Below are 17,529 nucleotides of genomic sequence, written 5' to 3'. Positions count from 1 at the left end.
CCCGCGGACTAGGCGACGATCCTTCCGGCGGGCGACGGGGCGGCACGTTCAGCGCGAAAGGATCGGCACATGGATCGCGTCGTCGCGTCGAGCCTCCGGGGGGATCAGGTCCTTCCAGGGCACACGCACCGACCGGTACGCCCACCACCACGACTTCGTGTGAGCGGCCGTCCACTGCGCCCGTATCACCCACACCAACTGGAGACCGGCACAAGCATGCCCGCACAACCTCGCATGTCCCGGACCGCTGTCGCCCTGGCGTCGCTTGCCGTGCTGGCGGCCACCGCGGTGACAGCCTGCAACCCCGAGACCGCCGACGACGCTCGCGGCGATGCCGCGATACCCGCGGTGCCCACCGCTCTCAGCGAGCAGGAACTGAAGTGGAGCGCGTGTTCCGCTCCGTCCACGGCCCAGGGCGGCGGAGACAGGCCCGAGAAGCTGCCGGACGGAACGACGTGGCAGTGCAGCACCATGAAGGCTCCGCTGGACTACGCGGACCCCGACGGCGAAACCATCGATCTGGCCCTGATCCGGGCGAAGGCGTCCCCGGACTCCGGCGAGAAGCGCCTCGGGTCCCTGGTCTTCAACTTCGGCGGCCCCGGCGGCTCCGGGGTGCTCACCCTCCCCCTCGCCGCCGGCGACGAGTACATGACGCTTCACAAGCGCTATGACCTGGTCAGTTTCGACCCTCGCGGGGTTGGGGACAGTGCCGGCGTGCACTGTCTGGACACGAAGGCCATGGACGCCTGGCTGGCCGCGGACGCCACCCCTGACGACGCCACGGAGGAGAAGGCCCGCGAGCGTGGGGTACGCGCGTTCGCCCGGGCCTGCCAGAGCGAGTCGGGCGCGGTGCTGGATCACGTCGGCACCCAGGAGGCGGCACGTGACCTCGACCTGATGCGCCACGTCCTGGGTGACGAGAAACTCAACTACTTCGGCATCTCCTACGGCACACAGCTCGGCGGCGTCTACGCACATCTCTTCCCGAAGCGTGTCGGGCGCTTCGTCTTCGACGCCGTGGTCGACCCCACCGAGGACGCCCTGAACGGTGCCCTCGGCCAGGCGAAGGGGTTCCAGGGCGCACTGCGCAACTTCCTGGAGGACTGCGCACGGCAGGACTCCTGCTTCTTCGAAGGCACGAACCCGCAGCAGGGCGAGAAGGACATCATCGCGCTGCTCGAGCGCCTGGACACCGACCCCCTGCCCACGGAGTTCGGGCGTCCCCTGACTCAGAGCCACGCCCTCAACGGCATCGCCGCCGCCCTCTACGACCAGGAGAGCTGGCTGCTGCTCAGGGGCGGACTGGCCGCCGCCATGGACGGCGACGGCAGCGCACTGCTGCTGCTCTCCGACCTCCTCAACGAACGGATCGACGACGACGGATACGCCAACATCAACGCAGCCAACACCGCGGTGAACTGCGCGGACTACAAGGACCGCTTCACCCTTGAGGACGTACACCGTCACCTGCCCCGATTCCGCACGGCATCTTCGGTGTTCGGCGACTGGATGGCCTGGGGGCTGCTCCAGTGCACCGGCTGGCCCGCTGACGGCCACGCATCCACCGTCGAGGTGTCGGCCGACGGCGCGAACCCAGTCCTCGTCATCGGCAACACCGGTGATCCGGCCACTCCCTACGAGGGTGCCAAGAAGATGGCGGACGAACTGGGAGAGAAGGTCGGCGTCCACCTCACCGTGGACGGCGAGGGGCACGGCACCTACGCCGTCAACGACTGCCTGACCGAGCTGGTCGACGCGTATCTGCTCGACGGGACGGTCCCGGCGAACGGCACCGTCTGCTCGTGACGTTGGCGTCCCCGCGGCTTCCCTGAGCCACCGTCCCCAGCGGCGGGCAGGTCCGCTGCCCGCCGGCGTGGACGGTGAGGTGAGCCCGCCTGGCCTCAGGCCCGACGGATCACCAAGGTCTGGGTCCGGCGGGTCGCCGCCCGCACGGCTCAGGGACCCGGCCGTTTGGAGCCCGGCGCCGGTTCCCCGGCGGCCACGACGTCCCACCCGCCCCGGTGCTCCTTGTGCTGTGGGCGCGCCCCTGCCGAGGTTCCGTAGGCGCTGAACGGTTGGGGGCGGATGGCACAGCGCGGTCAGTGTCCGCTCACCGTTGACCATCCCGTGCGACGCGACGGTCCGACCACTACATCGGTGCCGATGACAGCCGGGGCTGGGACGGAGGCCCGGCTGGGTGCGGTACCCCCGGGTTCGGGCCTCGAGGGCACCGTCCAGGGGCGGTATCCGGTCCGGTGAGGCGGCGGGTCCGGGAACCGCCCCTTGTACGAAGGACGACGGTCTCGTCACGGACGGGTCTCTGATCAGCGGTCAGGAGGGGACCGGGCCAGAGATTGTCGCCCCCGGGTTCCGGCAGACCGTTTCCGCTGCCGGCCCGGACAACGCTTCTGCTCCGTCCGATGCGCCTCGATGGCCGGCATCCGCACCGGACGGACTCCGCTGCCGAGCCCGGCGCGTTCGGCCGGCGGCGGTTCCGGCTCTCGCGGGCCCGCCCGTGGCACGGCGGGGGAGCAGCGGTCGGCGTACGGCTGTCGAGGGAGGCTCTTGCGGGGCCCGACGCGCTGTGTGCCGGGCCGATGGCGGGGGTCACGGGGTGGGGTGGCGCATGGCCGGCAGGATCAGGGAGGCGCCCAGAAGGAGCACCCCGGCGACGACGAGCAGAATGCCGTCGAAGCCCAGCCCCGTGAGCGCACCGGCGAGCTGTGGGCCCAGGCTGGCGCCGATGAACATGCTGCACCCGTAGAGGGCGACCGCCGCACCACGTGCCTGCGGGGCGTTGGCGTTGATGGTCTCGACGACCGCGGGCGCCGCTACCGCGACGGCGGCCACGAACAGCAGCAGGGCCAGGGCGAGCAGCGCCGTGTTACCGCCGAGGAAGGAACCGGTGGCGACGGTGAGAGAGGCCAGAGTGAAGGCGAGGGCCGCGCGCAGGGGCGCGGGCAGCCGCCCGAGCACGGGGACCAGCAGGGGTACGGCGATCAGGGCGGGGAGCGCGCTGGCCCGCAGGGCGAGGATCGCCGTGGAATTGCCGGTGACGGCCGGTGGACCCGCGATGGCCACCGCCGTGTAGAGGGAGACGAAAGCCGTCATCAGGGCGACGGTGGACAGGCACAGGGCGCCCAGCCGCGGCTGTCGCAGCAGCCGCGGCATCGCCGCGAACGCCTGCAGCAGTCCGCCGTCGGTGCCTCCACGCGGAGTGGGTCGCAGGACCCGGCGCACCGGGAACAAGTTCAGGGCCATCAGCACGGCACTGATCCAGAAGACCGCACGCCAGCCGATTCCGGCCGCAACGGCCTGCGCACCGACCTGAACAACGACGGCGGCGGCGAGCATGCCACTGGTGATGCAGGTGAGGGAGGTGCCGCGGTGTCGAGGCGCGATGTGCCGGACGACGTAGGAGAGCGCGGCAGGGGCGAAGGTCGCGGCGGTCAGTCCCTGCAGGCTGCGCAGCACGACGGCGGTGGGAAGGTCGGAGACCGCGCTGACCGCCGCGGTGGACGCCGTGGCGGCCGCGAGCCCCACGGTGATCACGGCGCGTGGTCCGTAACGGTCGCAGAGCGGGCCGGCGAAGAGGAACCCGGCTGCGTAGGCGAAACCGAACGCCGTCGCCGTCCACGTGACCTGACCGGGTGTGGTGCCGAACTCGGTGGCCATGGGGTGCAGCAGTGCCAGGACGGTGTACATCTGACCGACCATCAGCATGCCCAGCGTGGTGAGCAGCGCTGTGGTCCTGGCGGCCGGGGCCCAGCCTGGTGGCCGACCGGGCGTTCCGCTCCCGGTTGTGTGATCGAGTGCGCTGGTGGGGTGGGACATGGGGACTCCGAAAGAACGTCTGGTGGCCCCGTGTGCGGCATGACCGGCCGATGGCAGGCGCCGGGGACCGGGTCGCCCCCGGCCGGCGAGGGGCTGGCCGGGGGTGGTCACGGGATGATCAGGCTGCGTGGGTGTTCAGCACGTACTCGCGTGAGGCGTGGACCTCGCAGCGCAGGGCGGGCAGGTCGACGTCGAGGACCTGTCCGTCCCACTTGCGGGGCTCGCCGTTGATGAGGACGGTGCTGATGTTGCGGGCGTCGGAGCCCAGTACGAGGGTGCCGATCGGGTCGTTGAGCGGCATGTTGTTGAGGTCCTCGGCCTGGATGACCAGCAGGTCGGCCTTCTTGCCGGGGGTGAGTGAGCCGGTGACGTCGGCGAGGCCGTTGGTGCGGGCACCCTGGAGGGTGGCGAAGTCCAGGACGTCGTGGGTGGTGATGCGGACCGGCTGCTGGCCGGTGCCGTGGGCGGCGTTGACGGCCCGCATCCGCTGGATGGCGTGCAGGGCCCGCATCTGGGTGAACATGTCGCTGGCCAGGGCGACTTCGACGTCGATGCTCAGTCCGGGACGGATGCCGGCGGACAAAGCCTCGTCGACGGCGGGGATCGCGGTCTCCAGGCCGATCTGTGCGTCGGAGGTGGGGGCGAGGGCCACGGTGGTGCCGCTTTCCCCCATCGCCTTCCATGCTTCGGGGGTCAGTCCGGTGGCGTGGATGAGGGTGACGTCGCTGCCGAGGATGCCGTCCTTCGCCCAGTTCAGGATCACCTCGGAGGAGGCTGTGCCGAAGACCGCGTCCACGCTCACACCGATGCCCAGGTCCTTGGCGACGCGGGCGAGTTCGGGGCCGTAGGCGAGGGCCGGGCCGGCGATCTCGTCGGTGGCGAGCGTCGCCAGGCGCAGGGTCAGCAGTTGGTCGTCACTGTTGAAGTACTTCTCCCTGAGGCGTGTCAGGTCGCCGGGCCACTGCTTGTCCCAGCCACCGAAGTGCGGGCCCATGGAGGCGTGCACACCGCGGATGCCGGTGTCGCGGAGGGCCTCGACGGCGGCGTCGGAGTGTTCGGGGGTGCGGGAATTGTGGGAGAAGTCGAGCATGGTCGTGATGCCGCTGTCGATCGCGGTGAGGGCAGCCAGCTTGGTGCCGGTGTACATGTCCTGGGGCCGGTAGACCGTGGCGTAGCCGGCCAGGGTGGACATGACGTAGGCGCCGAGGTCGTCGACGTCCGGCATGATCCGGCGCAGCTGGGCCTCCCAGGCGTGCCGGTGGGTGTCGACGAAGCCGGGACTGAGGACGGTGCCGGTGGCGTCGACGACCACGGCGTCACCGGCCTCGAGACCGGGACCGACGGCGGTGATGGTGTCGCCCTCGACGAGCAGGTCGGCGTTGGGCAGGACACCGAGGTCGGCGTCCATGGTGACGACGGTCGCGCCGGTGAACAGGATGCGCCGTTCGTCCGCGGGGCGACGGCGGAGCTGTTCGAGGGCGGCCGTGGCGGCGGTGCCGTTGACGTGGGTCATGGAAAAGTGCTTTCAGTACTTCGGGGAGGGGGAGGGCTGCCGGGAACGCCCGGCAGCCCGGTTTCCGGTTCTGGCGGGGCCGGCCCCGCCAGCCAGGGCGCCGTTCACCCGGGCGTCGTGCGTCAAGGACCGCAAGGCTGCGGAGGCAGGTCCGGACCCGGTGTTGTCGCCGTGTGTGCGGGTGGCTCGGCCGTTGCCGGCCGGGCGGTTCAGCCCAGCTTCATGACGTAGCCCGCGTGGTGCAGCTCGTCGCCCCTGAACTCTCCGTAGGCCCAGAAGCCGAGGTCGTCCAGGTAGTCGATGCGGTCGCCGTCGATCCAGAACCGCCCCTGGTAGGCGTGGGGGCGGCCGCCCCGTGTCTCGTCGTAACGGCCGTCCGCGGTGAGTTCCTGGTGCAGGAAGTCCTGCCGGTCGATCCAGACGCCGAGCCGCGGGCTGCCGGTCAGGTCCGGAGCGGCGGGGATGCCGGCCTGGGGGGGGGTGTGGGCCCGCCGGGAATTTCCGTGCCCGACCACCGGACGGGACGGCCGGCCGCGACCAGCGCGCGGACCTGCTCCGGGTGGGACACGAGGGTGGCCACCGCGCTCGACACGTCGGCGGCGAGTGCGTCGGGCACCACCAGGAAGTCGGTGTTGTTGCCGGGCGTCAGCGTCGCGACGTACTCCGAGCGGCGGCCGCGGCCGCCGGCCAGGGCGACGGTGTCCACGACGGCGGGGACGATGGTCGTGCCCGTGCAGTCGACGACGATGGCGTTGTCGTCCTGTGCCGCGGTGATGATGCCGGGGCCGACGCCGACGATCAGGTCGCCGACGAACAGGATGTCGGCACCGGTCATGGTCCCGATCAGCGGGTCCATCGTCACGATCCGGGCGTTGGTGAACAGGACGGGGCGGCCCCCGTCGTTCGAGAGGATCTCGTCGAGCGCCTCCGGGTGCCAGCTCAGGGCGCCGGTGTGGGCGTGGGTGTCGTTGGTGGTCATCGTTTTCCTCAGGGGTTCGGCTCTTCGGTCCGCCCGGCGAACGAAGCGGGCTTCTTACGGGCGGGTCGCGGCTGCTCGGCGTCACGGCAGCCGCACGACCACCAGGTTCGTCCGGCCGGACAAGCGGAACCAGGCCGCCGTGCACCCGGGTGCACGGCACCCACCCATGCCCGGCCGGAGGAGAGCGGCGGGGGAGCCGGCACGATGGCCGGCGAAGAGATGGCGAGTCCGGCACAGGCCCGGTGCACCGCGTCCGAGACGTCGGTCCGTCCCGGCACGGCACTCCCGCTGCGTTCCGGCCCGCATTCTGGGTGCACGGCTCCCAGGAAGCCCGTACCCGGGGGTACGGCGGCCTGGCCACTTCCCGTGACGGGCCCGAGAGTGAGGCCATGACCAGCAACGACACGCCTCGCGCTCCGCACCCGTACGTCGGGATGTGGGTGACCGCGGACGGATTCATCCGCCAGGAACTACTGCCGAACGGCCGCTACGACGAGGCCCGCGGACGGCGCCGGAGTGCCTACACCGGCCGGTACACCGTCAGCGGCAACCACATCGACTACGTCGACGACACCGGCTTCACCGCCACGGGGGACGTTCGTGACGGGGTTCTCTTCCATGAGCATCTGGTGCTCTACCGTGAGGGCGATCACCGCATCCGGCGGGACGGTACGGGGTCGCGCGGCTGAGGACCCCCTCCTGGACTCCCGTCGGGCCGTCGGCTTCGGGCTGCGACTCCGAGAGCGGGCGGCCGACGGTGTGGGGCACCGTCGGCCTCACAGGCTCTGACATGCCCGCTGTCACAGCGAGGGCCCGTCGCCGGCCGACGGGCCCTCCTTCTCGTTCAGGGCCCCTCCACGAGCGGGCTCACACCACAGTCAGCTGCCGTCGAACGACAGCGACACCTCCCGCACCATCTCCACCGGTGCCTCTCCGTCGGCACCGGACCGGAGCACGGCGAAGGCGGCCGCGGTGGCGCTCGCCGGCTCTGCCTGGTAGACGACCAGCTGCTGATGCGGGGCTCCCCCGACGGTGAAGGCCGAGAACTGGATCTCCAGAGCACCCACCTCGGGATGCGACAGGTACTTCTCCTGCTGCGTCTTGCTCCTGACCTCGTGCCGTGCCCACAGCCCGGCGAACTCGGGACTCCTCCCGCGGAGCGTGTCGACGACCTCGGTGATCCGCGGGGACTCGGGGTCGTGTCCGAAGGCCGCACGCAGTTCGGCCACGCACGAGTGGGCGGAGTCGTCCCAGTCCCTGTAGAAGGCACGTCCCGCCGGGTCGAGGAAGACCATGCGAGCCAGGTTGTCGAACCGTTGGAATCCGCTGTGCAGGGCCGCGGCGAGCGCATTGCGCGCCAGGATGTCCAGGGCCGGGCCCAGAACGAAGGCGGGGGTGTCGGGCCAGCCGTCGATCAGCCGCAGAAGGTGGGGGTGGACCCTGTCGTCGCCAGCCGGAACACCGCGACGTTCCTGGGGCGCCCTGGTGAGCCTGCGCAGATGGTCGTGCGCCTCGTCACTGAGGCGCAGGGCGGCGGCGACCGCGTCGATCACCTGCGGGGACGGGCTGGACTCCCGTCCCTGTTCCAGGCGCATGTAGTAGTCGGCGCTCACCCCGGCGAGCATGGCGACCTCCTCACGGCGCAGCCCCGGTACCCGCCGGCGCCCGTGCTCCGGAAGCCCCACGTCCAGCGGTTTCAGGGCTTCGCGCCGTGCTCTCAGAAAGTCTCCCAAGGGAGTGGTGTCGCTCATTGTTCCAACCTAACGGAGAGGCCGGCCCGCCCTTCGTCCCTCTCGTGCGGGCCTGGCCGGTGGACCCGGCCCGAACGGCGGCGACTCAGTCGAGCGCGGCGCTGGCCGCTGGCTCCTCGGCCACTGCGCCGGCACTGAGGGAGCCGAGCAGGGACAGTGCGTCGGCGGACGCCGTGCCTGGTTCGGCCTGGTAGACGACGAGCTGCTGCGTCGGGGCGCTGTTGACGGTGAAGGACTCGAAGTGCAGTTCCAGGTCACCGACCTGAGCATGGTGGAAGCGTTTCGCCTCCCGCGTCTTGGCGCGCACGTCATGCCGCGCCCACAGCGTGGAGAAGTCCGCACTTCTCAGGGACAGCTCACCTACGACCTGGCTCAGGCGCGGATCCTCGGGATCGATGCCGGCCGCACGGCGCAATGTGGCCACCGTCGACTCGGCCGCACGGTCCCAGTCCCGGTGAAACCGCCGCGCGACCGAGTCCAGGAACGTCATGCGCAACAAGTTGTCACTGTGAGTGAAGTCGGCGTGAAGAACGCTCGCGAGCCGGTTACGGGCCAGGATGTCCAGTACGGGGCTCATGACGAAGGCAGGCGTGTCACGCCACGTGTCGAGGAGACGCCTGAGGTGCGGGGCGACTCGTTCCACGCGCGGTGCTCGGCGTGTCCGGCGGGTGGTCGGGCCGGCCACGCGGTGCAGGTGGGCCATCGCTTCGCCGTCCAGCTGCAGTGCCCGCCCCACGGCCTCGAGGATCTGTCGGGACGGATGCCGCTCGCGGCCCTGTTCGAGACGCGTGTAGTAGTCGGAACTCACCCCCGCGAGGGCGGCCACCTCCTCACGTCGCAGACCGGGCACCCTGCGACGACCGGAGGTGGGAATCCCCACGTCGCAGGGGCGCAGGCGGGCGCGCCGCGCCCGGAGGAAACCTCCCAGCGTGTTGTCGACGCACTCCTTCTCTCTGTCCATACGTCGAGGCTAGAGCGGCGCGACGCACTGCCGTAGGGGCGAGGGAGGGTGCGCTTACCCTGGGAACAGCACACCCTGGACAGTCACACCCCTGTCCGAGTCGACGACGGCCTTGCTCTCCGAGGGCGGCACAGGCCGAGTGCTTCCCACCCGTCGCAGGTGAAGCGCCGCGACTCCTCAGCACTGTCTTGGCATGCGTCTGCCTGGCCGGTCCGCCCTGCGCCGGGAGATCCGAGCCGGTACGACGTGGTGACGAACCGGAACCGGAACCGGAGCCCACCCACAGCCACTCGCCGCTTTCCGGCTGCCTGGCGCATACGGGCACGCTCAGGTACGGCTGGACGCCTCGGTGCCTGACGTGGTGCCTGACGTCACGGTGCGGTCGGCAGACCGGCCAGCAGACTGCGCCGCGCGGATTCCACATGCTCTTCGGCCCGGCGGGCCAGCGTCCGGATGTCGCCGGAGCGCAGGAGAGCGGCCAGCTCGCGATGCTCGTCGACCACGCGTGCGCGGTAGTGGTCATAGGCCACGTCGACGCGGCGCAACTGGAACAGGTGCACCTGAGAGCGGATCGCCTTCCAGGCGGAGGTGAGCCTGCCGTTCCCGGCCGCGGCGTAGATCTGGTCGTGGAAGGCGATGTCCAGCGCCACCAGCCGGGGGGCGTCACCGCCCTCGGCGATCTCGGCCGTCATCTCGGCCACCAGCCGATCCAGCGCGGACAGCTGCTCCGCGGTCGCGGCTCGCCGCGCGGTGGTCGCGGCCAGGCGGTCCAACGCGGCCCGCAGCGCGTAGACCTCCTGCGCGTCCTCGGCCGTCACCCTGATGACGGTGGTGCCGCGGTGCCAGCCGCCACGCACCAACCCCTCGTGCTCCAGCTGGGCCAGTCCTTCCCGGACCGAGCCACGGCTGACCCCGAGGCGTTCGGCCAACTCCACTTCGCGCAGTGGGGCTCCGGGCGGAAAGTGACCCGAGAAGATCGCGGCGCGCACCAGGTCGGCGGCTTCGTCGGCCAGCCCGCGCCGGGCGGCCTTCGGCAGTGCAGATGACATGCCGCCATGTTGACATCCGGACAATCGGAACCACCAGACCGGCCAGGCGACTCGCCCCGGACTTCCAGCCGACTCTTGTCCTAATGTTGACATTAAGACATCGGGTGGGTCAGGCTGCCCTGGCCGCCGACTCCACCAGAGGGGACCCCGATGCCACACCGACCCGCCTTCCACCTGGCAGTCCCGGTCGACGACCTGGTCGCCGCCCGCGGCTTCTACGGACAGGTGCTGGGTCTGCCCGAGGGGCGCAGCGCCGATCACTGGGTGGACTGGAATCTCGAAGGCCACCAGTTGGTGACCCACCTGGTACCGACCGTGCCGCAGCCGGCGGGTACCAGCGTGGTGGGACAGCACCGGGTGCCGATCCCGCACTACGGTCTCCTGCTGCCCGAACAGTCCTTCCACCAGTTCGCCGAGCGGTTGCGAGCCGCGGGGGTGCGCTTCGACATCGAACCGCATCGCCGCTTTCCCGGCGAACCCGGCGAACAGTGGACCATGTTCTTCCGCGACCCCGCGGGCAACGCCCTGGAGTTCAAGTCCTTCCGTGACGAGTCGATGGTGTTCGCCCGATGAGGGGCGTGCTCGTCACCGGTGGATCGCGGGGCATCGGCCGCGCCGTCGCGAGGGCCTTCGCCGCTGGCGGTGACCGTGTCGCGGTGCAGTACGCCGGTCGCCGTGCGGACGCCGAACGGACGGTGCGCGAGCTTCCCGGCACCGGGCACACGCTGCTGCAGGCCGACCTGGGCGAGCCAGGTGCGGCCGAGCGGACCGTGGCCGAGGCGGTGGCCGCGCTCGGTGCCGTGGACGTGCTGGTGAACAACGCGGCCCTGGCACCCGCGGCGGACACCCGGCACCCCATCGCCGAGACCTTGCTGGAGCACTGGCAGCAGGTCTGGCGGCGGATGGTCGACGTCAACCTGCTGGGCGCGGCCGACTTGTGCTGGGCCACAGCCCACCACCTCGTCGACCGGGGCACCGGCGGGGCGATCGTGAACATCGGCTCGCGCGGCGCGTTCCGGGGCGAACCCGATTTCCCCGCCTACGGGGCCACCAAGGCCGCCCTGCACGCCCTCGGTCAGTCACTGGCTGTGGCCCTGGCTCCGCACGGCATCGCGGTCACCTCCGTCGCGCCCGGGTTCGTGGCCACCGAACGGCAGACGGGGAAGTTGTCCGGCCCGGAAGGCGAACGTCTTCGCGCGGAGAGCCCTTTCGGGCGCGTCGGCACCCCGGAGGAGGTCGCCGCCACGGTGCATTTCCTCGCCTCCCCGGCCGCGGCATGGGCCTCGGGAACCATCGTCGACCTCAACGGCGCGTCTCACCTGCGCACTTGACACCCAACCGTGCGAGAGAAGAACGGCGCGCGTGTGGGGCCCCGCCCACGCAGGGGACCAGCTCGGCCTGGAGGTGACGGTGCGCGGGAAACTGGAACCGCTGAGAACGAAGATGGCCGAGCTCGTCGATCGCGGCGGTACGGGCCCACGGCGAACGCAGCCCGACTCACCCGGCCGTCGTCGCCCTCGACCGACTCGGCATGACCGCTGCCCGAGCGACAGGAGTTGTCGCGCTCGGAGGTCCTGGCGCCGGCCTCGGCCGCACTCCGTGCCGCCGAGGCCGATCACCTCCCGCTCGAGCCGGGCGGCATCGGACCGTCCCTGCCACACCACGTGGCCCTGCAGCAGGATCCCCCGGGCGGATGCGCCTCTTCGGACCTACGCGCCGGCACGTGCTGCGCGTAGGCGACGGGCCTGGCTCACCAGCCGTGAGCTGCCCCGCCGGTCGGCTATCGGGTCGAGTCCCGGTATCTCGCCCTGGGCTCCGATGCGTTCGGCGCACTCGGCGACCACGGTGAGCAGTTCGCCGAGGCCACGGGACTCGGCGGGGGAGAGGTCTTTGGACAGGAGCGGTGGCAGTGCGTCACGCAGTACGGTCCAGACGGTGCGGTACGCGCTGGTGGACGCGGCCGTTCCCAGGGAGTCCGCCAGGCGGCTCGGAGTGACGATCCCGATGAGCATCAGCGCACCGAGGTCGGTGGCGAGCGCACCGGGATCCAGCTTCTTGCGTGCCGCCAACAGCAGCAGTGCGTCGACCGCGGCGATTCTGTCCTCCTGGCGCTGGACGCCGAGCCCGCCGGCCACCACCAGGGACGTCGCGGGCCCGCTCGCGCCGGGTGACTGCGCGAGCAAGGGCAGGACAGAGCAGACGTTCTAATGACGGACCCGGCGGGTTCGTCCGAAGGATCACGCCCCGCCGATGAGGGCAGAAACGTGTCGCGAAGCGCGGGCGGCCTTCCCGCTCCGCATCTCACCTGGCGTCGAAGGACTCCCGTGCCTCCTCGATCTGGGGCATGTACGTCCGTACCCAGTCCAGGAGGACATCGACGGGCGGGCGCATGTTTTTCCCCAGCGGAGCGACCCGGTACTCCACAGCCCCCTTGCGGTGAATGGGCCCCATCGGGGTGCTGATCACGGAGTGGAGCCGCTGCCGTAGCCGACGAGGTTACCACCTCCTTGCGTGACGCCCCCCCCGTCAATATCGGTCAGGAGTGGACGAAAGGAAACGTCTTGTCAATCCACCTAATCAGATTGAGCATCGGTTCGGGCGAAGCCATCCGGCAATGATCGAGTCATGCCGCTGTGCCGGGTTCGATGGGACGGTTGTGCAGCGCCATCCCGGACGGGGTCTGACTCGTGAGATCTATGACCGAAGTGTCCAGTCACGGACCTGTCGACTGCCGTTGCGGGATGCTGCCTGCCGCCGAGCCACAGGGCGTGTCCCAATAGGGGCCTTGCCACGATCAGGCGCCATCACGGTTCAGACCGCCCGAGCAGGCCGGTGCCATCCACCCAGCCAGCACGTCATCACGTGGGAGGCCGACCACCATGAAGACCCGACAATGCAGCACCTCCTCGAGCACGGATCCTCTCGTTCGGCGCGAGGTCGTCCTGGGCGTGGACACGCACGGCGAGGTGCATGTCGCCGCCGTGATCTCCCCGCTCGGGAAGGTCCTGGGAACCGAGTCCTTTCCCGCGACGGCGGCCGGCTACCGACAACTGCTTGTCTGGGCCCGCAAACGGGGGACGGTGCGCCGGGCCGGCGTGGAGGGCACGGGCACCTTCGGTGCGGGCCTGTCCCGTTATCTGCTTGCTCAGCAGATCCAGGTGTTCGAAGTCAACCGGCCCGACCGGTCGGCCCGCCGGTTGCTCGGTAAGTCGGACCCGCTCGATGCGCAGGCCGCAGCGCGAGCCGTGCTCAGCGCTCGCGCCCGGGCCCAGGCCAAATCCGGCGACGGACCCGTGCACAGCGCCCGGATCTACAAACTCGCCAAGGACTCCGCGGTCAAGGCCCGCACCCAGGCGATCAACCAGCTCAAGGCCGTCCTGGTCATCGCCGACCCCGCCCTGCGGGAACGCATGTCGAGCCTCGGCAACGCCGAGCTGTTCCGCACCTGTGCGCGCCTCGGCCCGCACGACGGTGGTGGGGGAGACGAGGACGCGGTGGCCCAAGCCACCCACATGACATTACGCATGCTCGCCGAACGCATCGAGCAGCTCACCGGACAGATCAATGAGCTGAACCAGCGACTGACCCGGCTCGTCGAACGCCACGCGCCGCAACTGCTCGTACCGGTGGGCATCGGTCCGGACAGCGCCGTCACCCTGCTGATCACCATGGGGGACAACCCTGAGCGGCTCAACACCGAGGCGTCCTTTGCTGCCCTTTGCGGAGTCAGCCCCATCGAGTACTCCTCCGGCCGGCGGAGCACGCGTCGGCTCAACCACGGCGGCGACCGGCAGGCCAACGCCGCCCTGCACCGCATCGTCTTCACCCGCCTGCGTCACGACCCACGCACCCAGGAGTACTACGAACGCCGCACCCAGGAGGGCAAGACCCGACGTGAGATCATCCGATGCCTCAAGCGATACGCAGCCCGCGAGGTCTTCAACCTGGTCAGACCAGCTTCCCGCACCCCTGCGTTATAGGGGCGTCCGTGAGACGTGAGAGGGTCTGGGGCGTGAGCGAGACACCACCCAACACCCTGCAATACCGCTTTGACGGGCCAGAAGACGCTCCGGTCCTGATCCTTGGTCCCTCACTGGGTACCACATGGCACATGTGGGACCGGCAGGTGCCCGAACTGACGCAGCACTGGCGGGTCTTCCGTTTCGACCTGCCCGGACACGGGGGTGCGCCGGCCCACCCGGCGGGGTCCGTCGCCGAACTCACCACGCGGCTGCTGGCCACCCTCGACGGACTCGGCGTGCAGCGCTTCGGGTACGCCGGCTGCGCGTTCGGCGGCGCCGTCGGCATCGAACTCGCCCTGCGGCACCCCGAACGGCTGGCCTCCCTCGCGCTGATCGCCGCCTCGCCCCGCTTCGGCACCGCCGACGAGTTCCGCCAGCGCGGCGTGATCGTGCGCACCAACGGGCTGGACCCCATCGCCCGCAGTTCTCCCGAGCGCTGGTTCACCGGCGGGTACGCGGCGGCGCAGCCCGCGATCACGGAGTGGGCCGTGCAGATGGTGCGGACCACCGACCCGGGCTGCTACATCTCCGCCTGCGAGGCCCTCGCCGCCTTCGACGTGCGCGGCGAACTCGGCCGGGTCGGCGTCCCGGCCCTGGTCCTCGTCGGCTCCGACGACCAGGTCACCGGGCCCGCCGAGGCCCGCACCCTGGTCGCCGGTATCCCCGACGCCCGCCTCGCCGTCGTCCCGGGCGCCTCCCACCTGGTCCCGGTCGAGCAGCCCGCGGCCGTCACCGACCTGCTGGTGCGGCACTTCACCACCGCCTGGCAGGCGGCCCCCGACGCCACCTCCACCGGCCAGATCCCCGTCCCGCCCCCGGTCCACCCCACCGCGCACCCCGTGCCGGCCGCCCCCGTCCCGGTACCGCCCGCGCCCCTCCAGCCGGTGCCGGCCCAGCCGCCGCAGGCCGCACCCATCGCCGAGATCGCCCCGGCCCCCGTCGTGCCGCCGCAGGCACAGGGGAGGCCCGACCCGTACGACGCCGGTCTCAAGGTGCGCCGCGAGGTCCTCGGCGACGGGCACGTGGACCAGGCCCTCGCGCAGGCGGACGAGTTCTCCGGGGACTTCCAGGAGCTGCTCACCCGGTACGCGTGGGGGGAGATCTGGCACCGTCCCGGCCTGGACCGGCGCTCACGCAGCTGCGTCACCCTGACCGCCCTCGTCGCCGGCGGCCACCTGGACGAGCTGGCGCCCCACCTCAGGGCCGCCCTGCGCAACGGCCTCACCCCGGGCGAGATCAAGGAAGTACTGCTCCAGGCGGCCGTCTACTGCGGCGTACCGGCCGCGAGCGGGGCCTTCCGGGTGGCCCAGCAGGTGATCCGCGAGGAGACCACACCACCGGAGTGAGCCCAGCGGGCCGGGAGCGGGCATGCGGCGGCAGGATGGGGGCATGAAGCTCACCAAGAAGTCGCACGCCTGTGTCCGCCTCGAAAAGGACGGGCAGACGCTCGTCCTGGACCCCGGCGGGTTCACCGAGGAGGACGCCGCCCTCGGCGCGGACGCGATCCTCGTCACCCACGAGCACCCGGACCACTTCGACGAGCTGCGGCTGCGCGCCGCCATGGAGGACAACCCGGCCGCGGAGATCTGGACGCTGCGGTCGGTCGCGGAGAGGATCTCGGCGGCGTTCCCCGGCCGCGTGCACACCGTCGGCCACGGCGACACCTTCACCGCCGCCGGGTTCGACGTGCGGGTCCACGGGGAACTGCACGCGGTGATCCACCCGGACATCCCGCGCGTCACCAACGTCGGCTTCCTCGTGGACGACGGCAAGGTCTTCCACCCCGGTGACGCCCTCACCGTCCCCGACCACCCCGTCGAGACGCTGATGCTGCCGGTCATGGCCCCCTGGAACAAGATCGCCGAGGTGATCGAGTACGTGCGGGAGGTCGGCCCGCAGCGGGCCTACGACATCCACGACGCGCTCCTCACCGACCTCGCCCGCCCGGTCTACGACCGCCAGATCGGCGAGCTGGGCGGCACCGAGCACCTGCGGCTGACGCCCGGCGACTCGGCTCGCCTCTGAGGCCCCGCCCGGGGCGGGACCGCGTTGTCGGTGCCGCCGGGTAGGTTGTGGGACATGCGCATCGCGACCTGGAACGTGAACTCGATCACCGCCCGCCTGCCGAGGCTGCTCGCCTGGCTGGAGAGCAGCGGCACCGACGTGCTCTGCCTCCAGGAGGCCAAGGTCGCCGAGGCGCAGTTCCCCTTCGACGCGCTGCGCGAGGCGGGCTACGAGGCGGCGGTCCACGCCACCGGCCGGTGGAACGGGGTGGCGGTGCTGTCCCGCGTGGGCCTCGAGGACGTCGTCAAGGGCCTGCCCGGCGACCCGGGCTACGAGGGCGTCCAGGAGCCGCGCGCCGTCTCCGCCACCTGCGGACCGGCCCGCGTCTGGTCGGTGTACGTGCCCAACGGCCGCGAGGTGGAGCACGCGCACTACACCTACAAGCTCCAGTGGTTCGAGGCGCTGCGCGCCGCCGTCGAGAGCGACGCCTCCGGCGGCCGGCCCTTCGCCGTGATGGGTGACTACAACGTCGCGCCGACGGACGACGACGTCTACGACCGCGCGGCCTTCGAGGGCGCCACCCACGTCACCCCGGCCGAGCGCGCCGCCCTCGCCTCCCTGCGCGGCGCCGGCCTGTCCGACGTGGTCCCGCGCCCGCTGAAGTACGACCACCCCTACACGTACTGGGACTACCGCCAGCTCTGCTTCCCCAAGAACCGCGGCATGCGCATCGACCTGGTGTACGGCAACGAGCCGTTCGCCAAGGCGGTCACCGACTCCTACGTCGACCGCGAGGAGCGCAAGGGCAAGGGGGCCTCGGACCACGCGCCGGTCGTGGTGGACCTGGATCTGTAGCCCCGCCCGCCGAGTGCGCCCGGCCCGCGCGCCCCATGGTGCACATGGCGGTACGAATGACAGTCTGGAGGTATGAACTTCCCCTTCCTGGGCAAGCGGCGCCAAGAATCCCGGGTGCACGACGCGGAGGGCATCGGTGAGCTGCTCGCCGACTGCGATCTGCTGCGCTCGCGGGCGCTGCGGGAGGGGGTCCGGCTCGACGACTCCGCGCTCTCCCTGGAGCAGCTGGACCAGGTGCTGCCGCGCTGGCGCAGCGACGAGGAGATCCTGACCTGGCTCGGCAACGACGCCGGTCTGTACCTCGGCACCGTGATCGTGCGCACCGTCCCAGGCGCCGTCTGGACCATCCGGTCCGACGGGCAGCCGGTCGTCCGGCTCGCCTCCGGCCGGGAGTTCGACGTGGTGGCGAACGGGCACGCCTGGGCGGAGGACGGCGTTCCAGAACTCTCCCAGCTGTACGGCGAAGTCGCCGAGGCCTGAGTCGAGTACCGGCAGCCCCGGCCGCCCCCTGGCCCCGCCCGCCTTAAATAGGGGTAATGCCCGAAAGGTGCGTGTCGGCGG

General features: G+C 71.0%; 17 protein-coding genes. 9 read left to right on the top strand and 8 right to left on the bottom strand.

Going from position 1 to position 17,529, the window contains the following annotated elements:
• Positions 1–216: 216 nt before the first annotated feature.
• The gene (locus tag OHA99_RS05620; RefSeq protein WP_359752687.1) at positions 217–1,806 is read left to right on the top strand and encodes an alpha/beta hydrolase; all 1,590 of its coding nucleotides are present in this window, start codon (positions 217–219) and stop codon (positions 1,804–1,806) included.
• A gap of 801 nt (positions 1,807–2,607) precedes the next feature.
• Here the strand turns inward: OHA99_RS05620 and OHA99_RS05615 are convergent.
• From OHA99_RS05615 to OHA99_RS05600, 4 genes are all read right to left on the bottom strand, one after another.
• Positions 2,608–3,723 (bottom strand): MFS transporter, encoded by a 1,116-nt coding sequence (locus tag OHA99_RS05615; RefSeq protein WP_359752685.1) that lies wholly within the window; start codon positions 3,721–3,723, stop codon positions 2,608–2,610.
• 229 nt (positions 3,724–3,952) lie between these two features.
• Positions 3,953–5,347: an amidohydrolase family protein gene (locus OHA99_RS05610; protein ID WP_359752683.1), complete on the bottom strand. Its 1,395-nt coding sequence runs from the start codon at positions 5,345–5,347 to the stop codon at positions 3,953–3,955.
• 209 nt (positions 5,348–5,556) lie between these two features.
• Positions 5,557–5,862 carry an Atu4866 domain-containing protein gene (locus OHA99_RS05605; protein ID WP_405694483.1) on the bottom strand — a complete coding sequence of 102 codons (306 nt, stop codon included), beginning with the start codon at positions 5,860–5,862 and terminating at the stop codon, positions 5,557–5,559.
• Positions 5,790–6,326: a hypothetical protein gene (locus OHA99_RS05600; RefSeq protein ID WP_405694481.1), complete on the bottom strand. Its 537-nt coding sequence runs from the start codon at positions 6,324–6,326 to the stop codon at positions 5,790–5,792. Before OHA99_RS05600 ends, OHA99_RS05605 begins: the two co-directional genes overlap by 73 nt.
• 389 nt (positions 6,327–6,715) lie before the next feature.
• Between OHA99_RS05600 and OHA99_RS05595 the strand changes: the two genes are divergently transcribed.
• Positions 6,716–7,015 (top strand): Atu4866 domain-containing protein, encoded by a 300-nt coding sequence (locus tag OHA99_RS05595; protein ID WP_190097637.1) that lies wholly within the window; start codon positions 6,716–6,718, stop codon positions 7,013–7,015.
• A 189-nt stretch (positions 7,016–7,204) separates the two neighbouring features.
• Here the strand turns inward: OHA99_RS05595 and OHA99_RS05590 are convergent, their stop codons facing one another.
• The 3 genes from OHA99_RS05590 to OHA99_RS05580 all read right to left on the bottom strand — a co-directional run bounded on the left by OHA99_RS05590 (position 7,205) and on the right by OHA99_RS05580 (position 10,087).
• Complete coding sequence (locus OHA99_RS05590) at positions 7,205–8,077, bottom strand: helix-turn-helix transcriptional regulator (RefSeq protein ID WP_190097636.1); 873 nt, start codon at positions 8,075–8,077, stop codon at positions 7,205–7,207.
• 85 nt (positions 8,078–8,162) lie between these two features.
• Positions 8,163–9,038, bottom strand: coding sequence for a helix-turn-helix transcriptional regulator (locus OHA99_RS05585; protein ID WP_405694478.1), 876 nt, complete (start codon positions 9,036–9,038; stop codon positions 8,163–8,165).
• Positions 9,039–9,409: 371 nt separating this feature from the next.
• On the bottom strand, positions 9,410–10,087 hold the full coding sequence (locus tag OHA99_RS05580) for a GntR family transcriptional regulator (protein ID WP_359752676.1): 678 nt from the start codon (positions 10,085–10,087) through the stop codon (positions 9,410–9,412).
• Positions 10,088–10,237: 150 nt separating this feature from the next.
• On the opposite strand from OHA99_RS05580, the gene OHA99_RS05575 reads away from it, so the two are divergent.
• Together OHA99_RS05575 and OHA99_RS05570 are read left to right on the top strand one after the other, a co-directional pair.
• Positions 10,238–10,660 (top strand): VOC family protein, encoded by a 423-nt coding sequence (locus tag OHA99_RS05575; protein ID WP_055469143.1) that lies wholly within the window; start codon positions 10,238–10,240, stop codon positions 10,658–10,660.
• Positions 10,657–11,418, top strand: a complete 762-nt coding sequence (locus OHA99_RS05570) for an SDR family oxidoreductase (protein WP_359752674.1) — start codon at positions 10,657–10,659, stop codon at positions 11,416–11,418. Before OHA99_RS05575 ends, OHA99_RS05570 begins: the two co-directional genes overlap by 4 nt.
• Before the next feature lie 378 nt (positions 11,419–11,796).
• On the opposite strand, the gene OHA99_RS05565 is transcribed toward OHA99_RS05570, so the two are convergent.
• A complete protein-coding gene (locus OHA99_RS05565) occupies positions 11,797–12,270 on the bottom strand; it encodes a hypothetical protein (protein ID WP_397629779.1) in 474 nt (157 codons plus the stop codon).
• A gap of 696 nt (positions 12,271–12,966) precedes the next feature.
• On the opposite strand from OHA99_RS05565, the gene OHA99_RS05560 reads away from it, so the two are divergent.
• From OHA99_RS05560 to OHA99_RS05540, 5 genes are all read left to right on the top strand, one after another.
• Positions 12,967–14,067, top strand: coding sequence for an IS110 family transposase (locus OHA99_RS05560; RefSeq protein ID WP_356558462.1), 1,101 nt, complete (start codon positions 12,967–12,969; stop codon positions 14,065–14,067).
• Between the two features lie 32 nt (positions 14,068–14,099).
• Positions 14,100–15,455 (top strand): alpha/beta fold hydrolase, encoded by a 1,356-nt coding sequence (locus OHA99_RS05555; protein ID WP_405694475.1) that lies wholly within the window; start codon positions 14,100–14,102, stop codon positions 15,453–15,455.
• Between the two features lie 43 nt (positions 15,456–15,498).
• Positions 15,499–16,134 carry an MBL fold metallo-hydrolase gene (locus OHA99_RS05550; protein WP_153177133.1) on the top strand — a complete coding sequence of 212 codons (636 nt, stop codon included), beginning with the start codon at positions 15,499–15,501 and terminating at the stop codon, positions 16,132–16,134.
• 54 nt (positions 16,135–16,188) lie between these two features.
• Positions 16,189–16,968: an exodeoxyribonuclease III gene (locus OHA99_RS05545; protein ID WP_153177132.1), complete on the top strand. Its 780-nt coding sequence runs from the start codon at positions 16,189–16,191 to the stop codon at positions 16,966–16,968.
• 72 nt (positions 16,969–17,040) lie between these two features.
• Positions 17,041–17,448, top strand: a complete 408-nt coding sequence (locus tag OHA99_RS05540) for a DUF6278 family protein (protein WP_153177131.1) — start codon at positions 17,041–17,043, stop codon at positions 17,446–17,448.
• The last annotated feature ends 81 nt before the right edge of the window (positions 17,449–17,529 follow it).

Origin of the sequence: Streptomyces coelicoflavus (assembly GCF_045041415.1) — a bacterium.
Taxonomy (GTDB): Bacteria; Actinomycetota; Actinomycetes; order Streptomycetales; family Streptomycetaceae; genus Streptomyces; species Streptomyces coelicoflavus.
The sequence above is the reverse complement of the archived record's forward strand: the minus strand, read 5'-3'. Positions and strand labels throughout refer to the sequence as shown.